The organism is Collinsella aerofaciens ATCC 25986, from assembly GCF_964259375.1.
Classification (GTDB): Bacteria; Actinomycetota; Coriobacteriia; order Coriobacteriales; family Coriobacteriaceae; genus Collinsella; species Collinsella aerofaciens_BO.
Genome location: NZ_CAXVJM010000022.1, coordinates 18,773 through 31,837 on the forward strand (window position 1 = coordinate 18,773; position 13,065 = coordinate 31,837).

Genomic DNA, 13,065 nt, shown 5'->3' on the forward strand with positions numbered 1-13,065 from the left:
GTCTGAATTGGACATTGCCGAAAGGGCCGCTGGTCCCGGTCGCTGGTTCGCGCTTTGCGTGAACTCCGCGCTACTGTGGGTCAGTTAGGCTTCTGTTGTTGGACCCGCTACATCTTCCCGTCCCAGCATCGACCTTAGCTTCTCGAAGCTCTCCTCGCTCAGGCAATGCTCCATGTGGCAGCCCTCTTGCGAGGCAACCTCGGACGATACGCCAGCGTCCTCTAGCAGCCCCACAAAAAAGCAATGGCGCTCCCACATTTGACGGGCAACCTCAAGACCGCGTTCCGTCAGATGCACATCGCGTTTGCCCATCTCCACGTAGCCGTTGTTCTCCAAGGCCGCCATGGCTTTAGAGACGCTTGCCTTGGTTACGCCCAGGTATTCGGCGACGTCGATTGAGCGCACCGTGCCTTGGCGCTGCGACAGAACGTAGATCGATTCGAGATAGTCTTCTCCAGATTCACGTAGGGCCATGGGCCGCCTTTCGCGATGGCTTCTAGTTAGCCTTTGGATACTTTTGCTTGATTTACTTTACCGCAAAAGTTGCCCATGTCTTACTACGTTGTTTAAAAGGTTAACCGTGTTTCACAAAACGCACGGGACGAAAACAAAACGGAGACACACCCCACAAGGAGTGTCCCCAACTGCCGGCACAAGAGGAACGTCCCCAAGTGCCGGATCAGCAGCTATAGCAGCCCAAAGTGCTTTGCGGCGTTGTAGATTCCGTCGTCGTCCACGGCGGTCGTCACGTAGGTCGCTGCAGCCTTCACCGTGTCCTGCGCGTTGCCCATGGCCACGCTCGTGCCCACGGCGGAAAACATCGACAGGTCGTTCTCGCCATCGCCAAAGGCAATCGCCTCGCTCGCATCGATGCCCAGGCGCTCCAGCGTCGCCGCCACGCCCAGGTCCTTACCGCCGTTGGCAGGGATAATGTCACAGAAAAGGTCGGACCAGCGCGTAGTGAGCGAATGCGACACCGCATCGGTCACGATATGCTCGTCGGCCGGATCCACAAAGGCGCAGAACTGATAAACCGGCGCATCGAAGGCGTGCTCAAACGGCTCCTCGTGGTAGACAATCCCCGCGTTGCTGCCGGCCGTCACCACGCGCTCGGACAGACGGTTCACAAACGAGTTCTCGCCCTGCATGCACAGCGAGTCGTAGCGCCCCTGCGCCACCTGGTCCACAATCACCGCAACGTCGTCCGGATCAATCGGACAGCTACGGTAAACGCCCTCGGCATCAAAGCAGTGCTGGCCCGAGAGCGTAATGTACGCATCCCAGCCCAAGTTGAACAGCCAATCGGGCATCTGGTAGGTCGGACGGCCCGTGGCGATCACGCACGCAATCCCCTGCTCGTGAAAGCTGTCGAGCACCTGCTGCGCCGACGCCGGAATCCGGTGGGTCTTAAAGCTCAGCAGCGTGCCGTCGATATCGAAAAACGCGGCTTTGATCATCCTGGTCTACTCCTCGCCCTCGAGCTTTTCGCTCGCCTCGAGCCACGCCATCTCCAGCTCGTCCATGGCGGCGTGGGCCTCGTCGATCTTTGCCTGCTGCTCGCCCAGCGCCGTGTAGTTGGTGGGATCGACCTGGGCCATGGCGGCCTCGGCCTCCTCCGCGCGAGCGCGCTGCGTCTCCATCTTGCGCTCGAGCGAGCTCACCTCGCGGCGGAGCTTCTGGCGTTCGGCGTTGGAAAGGCCATTGGGCTGCCCGCTCGTCTTAGGCTTTTCGGCCGCAACCGCTGCGGCACCGGTGTCGAACGTGCCGGTCTTGGCACTCGGCGCGCCCACGGGCTCGCCCTCGGCGGTGGCGTTGCACAGGCGCAGGTACTGATCGACGCCGCCGGGCATATGCGTCAGGTGGCCGTCAAGCAGTGCCCACTGTTGGTCGGTCACGCGCTCCATGAGGAAACGGTCGTGCGTCACCAGGATCAGCGTGCCGGGCCAGCCGTCCAGCAGATCCTCGACAATCGCGAGCATATCGGTATCCAGGTCGTTGCCCGGCTCGTCCAGGATAAGCACGTTGGGCTCGTCCAGGATCGTCAGCAGCAGCGACAGGCGACGGCGTTGGCCGCCCGAAAGGTCGCCGATACGACTCCAGAGCTGTTGGGTCGTAAAGCCCAGGCGCTCGCAGAGCTTCTCGGGCGAAGTCTCCTTGCCGTCGATGACGTAGTACTTCTTATAGTTGCTCAGCACCTCGCGGATCGTGTCGCCCATGTAGGGCTCGAGCTCCTCGAGCTGCTGCGACAGCACGCCAAAGCGCACCGTCTGGCCGATCTTCACGCGGCCGCGCAGGGGCGCGATCTTGCCCTGGATCACGTCGAGCAGCGTCGACTTGCCGGCGCCGTTCTCGCCCAAAAGACCATAGCGGTCGCCCGCGCCGATAAGCCAGGTCACGTCGGAGAGCACCTGCTTGGGCGCGCCGTCGGTATCCGCATAGCCGGCGTCCACGTCGATCACGTCGATGACCTGCTTGCCCAGGCGGCTCACCGCCAGGCGCTTGAGCTCCAGCTCGTCGCGCACGGGCGGCACGTCGGCGATGAGTTCGCGAGCGGCATCCACGCGAAACTTGGGCTTGGTGGAGCGCGCCTGGGCGCCACGGCTCAGCCACGCGAGCTCCTTGCGTGCCATGTTGCGACGACGCTCCTCGGTGACGGCGGCCATGCGGTCGCGCTCTACGCGCTGCAGGATGTATGCCGAGTAACCGCCCTCGAAGGGATCGACCTGGCCGTCGTGGACCTCCCACATGCTGGTGCAGACCTCGTCCAAGAACCAGCGGTCGTGCGTGACCACGAGCATGGCGCCCTGGCCGCGCTGCCAGCGGGCCTTTAAGTGACGCGCGAGCCAGTTGATGGTGCGCATGTCCAGGTGGTTGGTGGGCTCGTCGAGCATGAGCACGTCGTAGTCGCCGATCAGCAGGCGCGCAAGGTCCACGCGACGGCGCTGACCGCCCGAAAGCTCGCCCACCGTGCCCTCCCAGGGCACATCGCTAATGAGACCGGCGAGGATCTGGCGCGTACGCGGACTCGACGCCCACTCATACTCGGGCGTGTCGCCCACGACGGCATGATGCACGGTATCGGTGTCGACAAGTTGGTCCTTTTGGCCGAGCAGACCGATCGTGGTGCCGCGGCGATGCGTCACGCGGCCATCGTCGGGCTCCAGCGTGCCGGCGAGCACGCTCAGCAGCGTCGACTTGCCGTCGCCGTTTTTACCAACAATACCAATACGGTCGCCCTCGCCCACGCCGAGCGTCACGCTATCGAAAATATGCTTGGTGGGAAACTCTAGGCTGATGGAATCGCATCCCAAAAGAATCGCCATATGCCCTGCTCCTTCGTAGAAATTCAACGTTGTCCATGATAGCAGCGAGCCCCACCCCAAACCACCACGAAGGTGCCTGTCCCCTTTGTGGTGGTCGCTTCGGTCGCAGAGCAAAAAGGCGGGCCATCTCCCGCAAGAGATGACCCGCCCCTCCAATCAGTCCCGTGGCGACCGTGGCCGCCACGGGCCTCAAGCATGTCCCGGACTAGGAGAACATGCCGGTGAGGTAATCATTCAGCCGCTTATCCTTGGGCCGTTGGAAAATCTCGTCGGTCTCGTCGTACTCGACCATATCGCCCATGTAGAAGAACGCCGTGCGGTTGGACACACGCGACGCCTGCTCCATGTTGTGCGTCACGATGACGATGGCACGGTCGGCAACGATTGACGACATAAGGTCCTCGATCGACAGCGTCGAGATGGGGTCGAGCGCCGAGCAGGGCTCGTCAAACAGGATCACGTCGGGGTTGAGCGCCAGCGTGCGCGCGATGCACAGACGCTGCTGCTGGCCGCCCGAAAGCGCGTAGGCACTCTTGTCGAGCTTGTCCTTGACCTCGTCCCACAGCGCCGCGCCGCGCAGACTCTCCTCGACCATGCGGTCGAGCTCGTCACGGTCGGTGATGCCGTGGCGCTTAGGCGCAAACGTGATGTTGTCGCGAATGGACTTGCGGAACGGGTTGGGCTGTTGGAACACCATGCCAATGGAGCGACGCAGCTCGTAGGTGTTCTCGGTCTTGGTATTCACGTTGCGCCCGCGGTAATTGATCTCGCCCTCCACGCGGCAGCCGCGAATCTCGCGATTCATCAGGTTGAGGCTACGCAAGAAGGTCGACTTGCCGCAGCCCGAAGGCCCGATGAGCGCCGTGATCTCGCCCTTGTGAAAGTCGAGCGACGTATCGTGCAGCGCATGGTGGTCGCCATAGTACACGTTGACGTCCTTGGTGGAGAGCACGACCTCGTCGCTCACGGCCCTGCCGCTCACGCGCACGCGTTTTTCGCTCTCCCCCACACTCGACAGAAAGTCCTGGGTCTCGGACGTGGCCGCCTCGGTTGCGGGCGTTGCATTCATCTCGCTCATTCGGCCGTCATCTTCCTTGCCAGTTGCTTGCCCACGATACGGGCAACTATGTTAAACAGCAGCACGCAGATCATCAGCAGTGCAGCGGTGCCCCAAACGATCTGCTGGGCCTCGGGGCTGCCCTCGCCGTAAATCTTGTAGATGTGCACGGCGAGCGACTCACCGGGGCGGAACACGTTCCAAGCGCAGGTGGGGCTCGACAGGTTAAAGCTCAAGAAGTTGAGGCGAACCGGCGAGCTCATGCCCGAGGTAAAGAGCAGCGCCGCGGCCTCGCCAAACACGCGGCCGGCCGAAAGCACGATGCCGGTCACGATGGCGGGCATGGCCTCGGGAATCAAAATGTGCAGCGTGGCCTCCCAGCGAGTGAGGCCCATGGCCAGGCATGCATCGCGCTGGGCCTGCGGCACGTCCTCGAGCGCCTGCTGAATCACGCGCACCAGGATGGGGATGTTGAACATGGTGAGCGCGACGGCGCCGGAGATGATGGAGTACTTCCAGCCCAGCTGCACCGAGAACACCAGGAATCCGAACATGCCGACGACGATGGAAGGCAGCGAGGACAGCGTCTCGATGGCAGTGGAGGCAATGTCGCGGATGGGGCCGTCCGGCGCGTACTCAACCAAAAAGACCGCGCCGCCCAGGCTGATGGGCACCGAGATGATCAGAGTGATCAGCAGCAGATAGAACGAGTCGAACAGCTGGTAGAGCACGCCGCCCTGGGTTCCGTTGGCGCGCGCGGGCTGCGTGAGGAAGCCCGGCTGGAACAGCGTCGAGATACCCTCGAACAGGATATAGGCCACCATGGAAACGACGATGAGCATGACGATGGCGGCGATCGCCGTCAGCACGCCCGTGGCGATGCGGTCCTGTTTTTGGACGCGCCCGAGTCTCGCCTCGTCGATGTGGATGTGCGTGCTAGCCACGAGCCTTCGCCCCCTTGCGGCCAATGAGATGGATGATCAGGATGAAGATGAGGCTCATGCCCATCAACAGCAGACCAAGCGCCCACAGAACATCGTCCTGGGCCGAGCCCTCGGCATAGACTGCCATAGACGTGGTGAGCGTGGTGGTGATGGTCGAGGCCGGCGACAGCAGCGACGTCGGCATGGCCTCGATGCCGCCGATGACCATGCGCACGGCGAGTGTCTCGCCAAAGGCGCGGGTCATGCCAAGGATGACCGCAGTCATGAGCGACGGCATGGCGGACTTGAGCACCACGTGCCAGATGGTCTGCCAGCGGGTGTAGCCCAGCGCAAGCGAGCCCTGACGGTAGCTGTCGGGCACGGCGCGCAGGCCATCGACCGAAAGGGTGGTCATCGTCGGCAGGATCATGACAGCCAGCACGATGGCGCCGGGCAGGATGCCCAGACCCGTGCTCACGTGGAAAACGGACTTCATAAGTCCGACGACCACGTGAAAGCCAATCAGTCCAAAGACGACCGAGGGAATGCCGGTCAAAAGCTCAATAAGCGGCTGAAAGACCTTGGAACCAAATTTGGGTTGGATCTCGACCGCAAAGATGGCGGAGCCGATGGCGATGGGCAGCGCGATGAGCGTGGAGAGCACCATGACCGCAAACGAGGTGACGATCAGGGGCAGGGCGCCGGTATAGGGCAGACCGTTTTCGGCTGTGTTGGCCAGGTCCCACTTGGTGCCGATGAAGAACTCGACAACCGAAACGCCATCCTTGAGAAAAGCCGAGAGGCCCTTTTGGGCGACCATGAAGATAAGCGCGGCAACGACAAGCGTCACGAGCGCTACGCACGCGCCCGTGACGCCCAGGCCCACGTTCTCAAGGTCGCGCTTTGGCAGCTGTTTTGCCATTGCAAACCTTTCCGGGGGCGATTACTTATTTAGCAGAGACCTTGCCGCTGGCGTCCTTGACGACCTTCATGGCAGAGACGGGGATAAAGCCCTGCTCCTCGACGAGCTTGCCCTGGACATCGTCGGAAAGCATGAACTCCAAGAAGGCCTTGGTGGCCTCGTCGGCGTCCTTGGCGCAGTACATGTGCTCGGTCGCCCAGATCTTAAAGGAGTCGTCGGTGACGTTCTTGCTCTTGGGCTCGACGCCCTCGACCTTGATGGCGTTGAACTTGGAGTCATCGAAGTGCGAGAAGTCCAGGTAGGAGATGGCGTTATCGGTGCTGCCCATCTGAGTCTGGACATCGCCGGACTTGTCGAGCTCGGCGTCGCCCTTAAAGTCGACTGCCTCGTCGCCAAAGACGGCAGCCTCGAAGGTGGCGCGGGTACCGGAACCGGCCTTGCGGTTGAGAACGACGATGGTGGCGTCGTCGCCGCCGACCTCCTTCCAGTTGGTGATCTGGCCGGAGAAGATGCCCTTGAGCTGCTCGAGGGACAGGTCGTCGACTTTCACGTTCTTAGAGACGACGGGACCCATGCCCACGACGGCGACCTCGTGGTCGACGAGGTTCTTGACCTGGTCGGCCTCGAGCTTGGTCTCGGCGAAGACGTCGGAGTTACCGATGGTGACGGTGCCGGCGGCAACAGCGGTCAGACCTTTGCCCGAACCGTTGCCCGAGCCGGAGACGGAGACGTCGGGGTTGGCATCCATGAACTTCTCGGCAGCGGCCTCGACGAGAGCCTGGAACGAGGAGGCACCGTCGTAGGTCACCTCGCCGGAGACGGACTCGGCAGCAGCGGCGCTACCCTTGTCGGCGGCGTCGGATGCGCCTGCGCCGCCGCAGCCAACGAGACCGAGACCGACGATGCTGGCAAGACCACCAGCAAGGCCGAGGAACTGACGACGAGAATAAGCCTGATCGAGCATGATCTTCCTTTCGTACATGCGAATCGCGGGCACCCTGCCCGCTTTGCTGTTTGGAAAGATACGATCCCGACCGGGCAGCACCCGCGCCAACTGCGGTTTCTTACGGGCATTTGATAAACCCTTACCGCAAGCGCGGCAGGGCTTTACAAACGAATAACAATCCAGCGCCAAATATGGCGCACCTTTTACACCAATAAAAGCAAAGTTGCGGTGAAATAGTTCCTGCTTGGCCATCAAATGGCCCATTCTAGGAACTATTCCACCGCAACTTAGATTGGGAAACCGCGTAACCTTAAAGCTCTAATTCATTCAAACGGAGGATCGCAACAATATAGATCTTGAGCGCTTGCTTGAGCTGTTCCTCGTTGGCGCACTCGTTGGGGCCATGCATCTGGCCGCCCCACGCGGGCAGCTCAAGGCCGGTCTCCTCGGGGCCAAACGATACGGCGCGGGCAAAGTTGCGCGCGTACGTGCCACCGCCCATGGCGAAGGGCTCGGCATGCTTGCCCGTAAACTCGTTATAGGTATCAATCAGCGCTTTCACGGCCGGATCGTCGGCAGAGACCGAGAACGGCACCTTGGTACGACCCACGAGATACGTCACACCAAAGCGGCCCACGAGCGGCTCGAGCTGCTCGCAGATGGTATCGGCGCTCGTGCTGTCGGGGAAACGCACGTCGATGACCTGCTCAATGTGGCCATCCACCACGCGGATGACGCCGGGGTTGCACGTGAGCGGGCCAAACGCCGCGCTCGTCGCATCGATGCCCAAGCCGCGACCATAGGCGTCCGCATGCACAAAGGCCAAGAACTTGACGAACTCGTGCTCGGCAGGCGTCAGCAGGCGCTCGTCGCGCGCACCAAACGCGTCCTCGGCCTCGCGCAGGTACGTCACGATCAGGCCGACGGCGTTGATCGTCCCCTCGGGCATCGAAGCATGGCCACCAATACCGTGCGCAAAAATCTGGGCATGGCCGTTCTCGAGCGCCGTAATCTCCAGGCGGTCGGCGTTCTCAACAGGCGCCGGCAGCTCATCGGCGGCAATCGCAAGCTCGCAGATAGACTGCGACGGAATGGCGTTGCTCGCTTCGGCGCCGCTCCAGGACACAATGCGCCCGCCGTCGATCTTGGGACTCACAAACGTCGCCCCAAACTGGCCCTTTTCGGCATTACAAACCGGGAACTCGGCATCGGGCGTAAACAGAAAGTCGGGGTTCGCGTGGTTCTCCAGATAATGGTGAACGTCGGACATGCCCACTTCCTCATCGCATCCCAGCAGCGCGCGGAAGGTATAGCGCGGGGTAATGCCGTGCTTGAGCAGATAGGCGCCGGCGTAGAGCGACAGCACCGCCGGGCCCTTGTCGTCGATTACGCCGCGACCGAGCAGCCAGCCCTCTCGGCGCTCCATCGCAAACGGGTCGGTGTTCCAACCGGGACCGGCGGGAACCACGTCCACGTGGCAGATGGTCGCGAGCTGCTTGTCGCCGCGGCCAGGGATATCGGCAATGCCCACATAGCCCTCGTCGTCGCTCGTCCGGTAGCCGAGCTTCTGCGCGATGCCGAGCGCGCAATCGAGCGCGTCACGGACCGGGCGGCCAAACGGCGCGCCGGGCTCCGCATCGGCGGAAACTGCCACGGACGGATAACTCACCAGCTGCTCGATATCGGCGACGACATCCTCCCAGACCTCGTCGACATACTCGGTAACGTTCTGCTCCACCTGATTCATGGAGGACCTCCTTACCAATGAGCGGCGAGCGTGCCCGCCCCTCACATCACATACTTATATTGCGAAAAGTTTAGCAAGCTCGGCCACCGAGTGCACCACCGCATTGGCTCCCGCGGCCTCGTGCTCGCCCGGCGACGCCGCGCCCGAATAGATGCCGATACACGGCACACCCATCGCGTGCGCGCCCTCCACATCGTTAAAGCGGTCGCCGATCATCACGGCCTCGTCGGCCGTCGCACCGAGCGCCGCCAGCGCATCGCGAACCGAATCTGCCTTGGTCTCGCGCCCCTGCGGCGGATTCATGCCAAACACGGCTTCGAACTGGCAAAGCCCCAGCTCATGCACCATATCGATGCACTTCGCCTCCATGCGCGACGTCGCCACGGCCATACGCTTGCCCTGGGCAGCAAGGCCGTCGAGTAACTCGGGGATTCCGTCGAACACGGGATACTCCTCCGGCCCCAGTTCGTCAAAAAAGGCGCGGTACTCGTCGGCCACCACGAGCGATTCCTCGCGCGTAAAGCCGTAAAAGTCGTGGAAGCTCTTCCACAGGGGCGGCCCGATCATGCGACGCAGGTCACCCATCTGCGCCTCCGAAAACCCGCGCGCAGCCAGCGTCTTGCGCGTCGAGGTCATCACCGCCCGGCCCGTATCGGCCACCGTGCCATCGAAATCAAATAGCACGACCGGCCGCCTGCATATCTCAAGTGCCTCCATCGGCATTCCTCTTCCCCAGTTGACGATTTCCACACCGACACTTCAAACTGTTGACTATTCAACAATTGAACCTAGTAATGTGGAACGACTCTACTATACTTGTCGCACTTTGCTCTCAGAAGGCGGCGCGCAAGCGCCCCAACGAAAGGTGCAATTATGTCTTTTGCCATCATAACCGACTCCACGTCGGACATCTCCCCCGCCCGCGCCCAAGAGCTCGGCATTTACGTGATTCCGCTGCATGTGATTATCGAGGGCGAGGACCTGCTCGACCAGGTGCAGATTACCGCCCAGGAGTACGTCGCGCGCATGGCCGGTTCCGAGCAACTGCCGCACACCTCGCAGCCGAGCGCCGGCGAGTTCAAGGCACTCTTTGACCGCGTGCGCGCCGACGGCCACGACAGCGCCATCTTTATCTCGCTGTGCAGCGAGTGGTCCGCCTGCTATGCCAACGCCAGCCTGACGGCCGAAACGCACGAGCTCGACGTGCGCTGCATCGACTCGCGCACCGGCTCGGGCGCCGAGGGCCTGCTGGTGGAGTACGCGCTGGCCATGCGCGAGGACGGCCGCAGCCTGGACGAGACCGAGGCGCAGATCCGCGCGACGCTGCCCGACGCCCACCTGCTGCTGATTCCCCGCACGCTCGAAAACCTCGTTAAGAACGGCCGCGCACCTAAACTCGCCGGCCAGCTCACGCAAATGCTCAACATTCGCCTAGCCGTTTCGCCGGAGTGGAAATCGGGCGAGATCAAGGCCATCAAGAAGGGCCGCGGCGCCAAGCGCATCGTCGCCAACACCATGGCCGATTGCCTCGCATTTTTGGCCGAGCACCCGGGCTCCAGCGTGCGCGTGCTCACGACCGGCGCCGCCGAGGAGCATGAGCTCGTCAACCAAGCGCTCACAGGCCAGGACTACGTAGACGCCGGCACCGGCCCCATCGGCTGCACCATCGCGACCCACGTAGGCGTCGACGCCATCGCCATCAGCTACTGCCCCCGCTACCAACCTGCCAATTAGGGCCACCCATACCACTTGCGGTGAAATAGGGACTGTTTTTGGCTTATCAGCCGCAAATCAATCCCCATTCCACCGCAACTTCTTTTGCTGAGCCATCCATATACAAGATATGCTGACGATCGGCGCATTCCCAGCTGTTTGGGGGAGCTTCGACTAGCCCCTAGCGGTACCCGGTGGGCAAAAAATGGCAAATATGAGTACTGTCATAAATTAAGTAACAGCAAAATGTCGCTGAAATTGCCCGCTTCCACCGATTTCAAGCTCCATAAAGCCCCGAATCGTCGTGTTTAGAGGGGTGAATATACTAAAACTCAGTCAATTGGTCTTAGATACTTCTCAAATGATATGAGACTAACCGAGCAACAGTACTCATATTTGCCATTTTTTGCCCACCGGGTCTGAATGAGGTCCGCTCTTTACGCCTCCGGCTACCTATATGACCGCAAACCCTGATTATCAAGGGCCGTCGCGCGCCTTGGCATCGACCGAAAGCCGCTCGCAGAATAATCCCTTGCCATTAGCAAACTTGAATCGAAATTACATATCCCAAAAAGCCGTAATGCCGTACCCTCGTCTCAACAACTCCAATACAAGGACGGCATTCAAATGGGCAACGCCATGCATCAATACGCCCTCTTTGGGACCGCACAATTTAAATACGATCAGACGATCACACATATATCGGACCAACACCGACAAATCGTCATTTGCAACAACGGTTCAGACGTACGCTACGCAACGCTAGAAGAGTGGGAAGAAGCTGGCGCTTTGTTCGATGAACGAGCGCAAATCGAGGGCATCGTCACCAGCGCGAGCCCAGCACGCGATAAACTCGAGCTCTTTCGCAGTCTCTTTACCGGGCGCAAAGATGTTTACGCTCATGGATATCGCAGAAAGGACGGGGGCATTGGCTATACGCCTGCTTGTGCTAATGAGTGGGAGCCAGGAATTTGCCCCAAAGCAGCCCATCAAAGAGTTAAATGCGTAGAATGCAGCAATCGCGTCTTCCCGGAATTAAGCGATGCCGCAATCATTGCTCACTTTAAAGGCAACGATGACCGGTTCCGCGATGTCCTCGGGCAATATGTTCTCGATAGGAACTGCAACACGAAAGTTCTCGTCATCGATTTTGACAAAGCGGACTGGAAAGAGGCAACAAATGCCGTACGGCTTGTTGCAATACGACGGGGCATTAACGCCGCCGTTGAGCGCTCAAGGTCCGGCAACGGCGCCCACATCTGGTTTTTCTTCCTCGAGCCAATCAGCGCAAAGGCTGCCCGAGAGTTTGGAAGTTGCCTCATAACCGAAGCTGCGGCGCATAATAAGACAATCACGTTCGAGGCCTTTGATCGAATGCTACCCGCTCAGGCCACTATTCCCGATGGAGGCTTCGGAAACCTCATCGCACTCCCCTTTCAAGGCAAGGCGCAACGTGAAGGAAACAGTGTATTTGTAGACGAACAATTCAAGCCCTTTCCCGACCAATGGCTCTATCTATCACAAGTCCAGCTGATTCCGCGCTCGACGGTGCAAGATCTGATTGAGGCCCCTGGAAACAACCCGCACGGACCAGCAACAACTACGGTGGCAAACAAGGGCAAACGGTATGCCCAAAGACCACGAAAGCGACTACCACTCACATCGCGGGACTTTCCCTCATCGCTGCCCGTTATTCAAGCCGATATGCTGTACATCCCCGAGAAGTCTCTGAGTCCAGCAGCTCAAATGGAAATCCGCGGACTTGCGACATTTGCCAATCCGGCATTCTATCGCGCGCAGTCCATGCATCAATCAGTATTCGGCAAACCGCGACTCATAGACCTTAGCGAACTGAGAGATGGTCATGTTGCAATTCCCCGGGGCTGCAAAACTCAACTTGAGCAGCTAGTTCAAGAGACCGGCGTTACCGCCCACTATTCAGACGAGCGCAAATCGGGTAATCCGATTGTTATGGCATTTAAAGGAGTCCTTCGCCCTGAGCAGCAAATCGCCGCTGATCAGATGCTCATATACGAAGACGGAATCATGTCCGCGCCGACAGGCTTCGGTAAAACAGTCATCGGAGCTTATCTTATTGCATCCATTGGTCTTCCAACGCTCGTCATCGTTCCCAAAACCGCACTCATAACCCAATGGAAATCCCAGCTCGAGCGATTTATCGACATTACGGACAACAGGGAGCCCGTCCGAACCCCAAAAGGACGAATCAGCAAAAGGCAGCCTCCGGTCATCGGACAAATAGGAGGAGGCAAAATGGCCGTAAGCGGCCTCGTCGACATCGCTTCATTCCAGTCGTTATCTGGCAAAGACCGCCAAACCGGAGAGCCGATAGTTAAGTGAGTATTTGCTCGTCTGAGCACCGGTGATTATTGCGAATCGGCACCGTTGATATTGCGGAATGGCACCGGGGGCG

The 13,065-nt window shown here is 60.3% G+C and carries 11 protein-coding genes; 2 read left to right on the forward strand and 9 right to left on the reverse strand.

What is annotated here, in order from left to right; translation table 11 throughout:
- Nucleotides 1-84 precede the first annotated feature (84 nt).
- From ACEXKH_RS08865 to ACEXKH_RS08905, 9 genes are all read right to left on the reverse strand, one after another.
- On the reverse strand, nucleotides 85-474 hold the full coding sequence (locus ACEXKH_RS08865) for a metal-dependent transcriptional regulator (RefSeq protein ID WP_373573839.1): 390 nt from the start codon (nucleotides 472-474) through the stop codon (nucleotides 85-87).
- Between the two features lie 212 nt (nucleotides 475-686).
- Nucleotides 687-1,457: a Cof-type HAD-IIB family hydrolase gene (locus ACEXKH_RS08870; RefSeq protein ID WP_373573840.1), complete on the reverse strand. Its 771-nt coding sequence runs from the start codon at nucleotides 1,455-1,457 to the stop codon at nucleotides 687-689.
- 6 nt (nucleotides 1,458-1,463) lie between these two features.
- Entirely contained in the window at nucleotides 1,464-3,323 is a 1,860-nt protein-coding gene (locus ACEXKH_RS08875; RefSeq protein ID WP_373573841.1) for an ABC-F family ATP-binding cassette domain-containing protein, read from the reverse strand.
- A 205-nt stretch (nucleotides 3,324-3,528) separates the two neighbouring features.
- Nucleotides 3,529-4,401 carry a phosphate ABC transporter ATP-binding protein PstB gene (gene pstB, locus ACEXKH_RS08880; protein ID WP_373573842.1) on the reverse strand — a complete coding sequence of 291 codons (873 nt, stop codon included), beginning with the start codon at nucleotides 4,399-4,401 and terminating at the stop codon, nucleotides 3,529-3,531.
- Nucleotides 4,398-5,324 carry a phosphate ABC transporter permease PstA gene (gene pstA, locus ACEXKH_RS08885; RefSeq protein ID WP_368156489.1) on the reverse strand — a complete coding sequence of 309 codons (927 nt, stop codon included), beginning with the start codon at nucleotides 5,322-5,324 and terminating at the stop codon, nucleotides 4,398-4,400. The genes pstB and pstA overlap by 4 nt, the downstream gene beginning before the upstream one ends.
- The gene (gene pstC, locus ACEXKH_RS08890; RefSeq protein WP_373573843.1) at nucleotides 5,317-6,225 is read right to left on the reverse strand and encodes a phosphate ABC transporter permease subunit PstC; all 909 of its coding nucleotides are present in this window, start codon (nucleotides 6,223-6,225) and stop codon (nucleotides 5,317-5,319) included. The genes pstA and pstC overlap by 8 nt, the downstream gene beginning before the upstream one ends.
- 25 nt (nucleotides 6,226-6,250) lie before the next feature.
- Nucleotides 6,251-7,207 (reverse strand): phosphate ABC transporter substrate-binding protein, encoded by a 957-nt coding sequence (locus ACEXKH_RS08895; RefSeq protein ID WP_373573844.1) that lies wholly within the window; start codon nucleotides 7,205-7,207, stop codon nucleotides 6,251-6,253.
- 274 nt (nucleotides 7,208-7,481) lie between these two features.
- Entirely contained in the window at nucleotides 7,482-8,918 is a 1,437-nt protein-coding gene (locus tag ACEXKH_RS08900; RefSeq protein ID WP_373573845.1) for a M20 family metallopeptidase, read from the reverse strand.
- Between the two features lie 54 nt (nucleotides 8,919-8,972).
- A complete protein-coding gene (locus ACEXKH_RS08905; protein WP_373573846.1) occupies nucleotides 8,973-9,635 on the reverse strand; it encodes an HAD hydrolase-like protein in 663 nt (220 codons plus the stop codon).
- A 156-nt stretch (nucleotides 9,636-9,791) separates the two neighbouring features.
- Between ACEXKH_RS08905 and ACEXKH_RS08910 the strand changes: the two genes are divergently transcribed.
- Both ACEXKH_RS08910 and ACEXKH_RS08915 read left to right on the forward strand, forming a co-directional pair.
- Nucleotides 9,792-10,652, forward strand: a complete 861-nt coding sequence (locus ACEXKH_RS08910) for a DegV family protein (protein ID WP_373573847.1) — start codon at nucleotides 9,792-9,794, stop codon at nucleotides 10,650-10,652.
- A gap of 606 nt (nucleotides 10,653-11,258) precedes the next feature.
- Nucleotides 11,259-12,992 carry a TOTE conflict system archaeo-eukaryotic primase domain-containing protein gene (locus ACEXKH_RS08915; RefSeq protein WP_373573848.1) on the forward strand — a complete coding sequence of 578 codons (1,734 nt, stop codon included), beginning with the start codon at nucleotides 11,259-11,261 and terminating at the stop codon, nucleotides 12,990-12,992.
- The last annotated feature ends 73 nt before the right edge of the window (nucleotides 12,993-13,065 follow it).

Excerpts from the sequence above, each read along its gene's own strand:
- ACEXKH_RS08875 (WP_373573841.1), bottom strand. The coding sequence starts at position 3,323 with ATGGCGATTCTTTTGGGATGCGATTCCATCAGCCTAGAGTTTCCCACC.
- pstB (WP_373573842.1), bottom strand. The coding sequence starts at position 4,401 with ATGAGCGAGATGAATGCAACGCCCGCAACCGAGGCGGCCACGTCCGAG.
- ACEXKH_RS08870 (WP_373573840.1), bottom strand. The coding sequence starts at position 1,457 with ATGATCAAAGCCGCGTTTTTCGATATCGACGGCACGCTGCTGAGCTTT.
- ACEXKH_RS08895 (WP_373573844.1), bottom strand. The coding sequence starts at position 7,207 with ATGTACGAAAGGAAGATCATGCTCGATCAGGCTTATTCTCGTCGTCAG.
- ACEXKH_RS08905 (WP_373573846.1), bottom strand. The coding sequence starts at position 9,635 with ATGGAGGCACTTGAGATATGCAGGCGGCCGGTCGTGCTATTTGATTTC.
- pstC (WP_373573843.1), bottom strand. The coding sequence starts at position 6,225 with ATGGCAAAACAGCTGCCAAAGCGCGACCTTGAGAACGTGGGCCTGGGC.
- ACEXKH_RS08900 (WP_373573845.1), bottom strand. The coding sequence starts at position 8,918 with ATGAATCAGGTGGAGCAGAACGTTACCGAGTATGTCGACGAGGTCTGG.
- ACEXKH_RS08910 (WP_373573847.1), top strand. The coding sequence starts at position 9,792 with ATGTCTTTTGCCATCATAACCGACTCCACGTCGGACATCTCCCCCGCC.
- ACEXKH_RS08865 (WP_373573839.1), bottom strand. The coding sequence starts at position 474 with ATGGCCCTACGTGAATCTGGAGAAGACTATCTCGAATCGATCTACGTT.
- ACEXKH_RS08915 (WP_373573848.1), top strand. The coding sequence starts at position 11,259 with ATGGGCAACGCCATGCATCAATACGCCCTCTTTGGGACCGCACAATTT.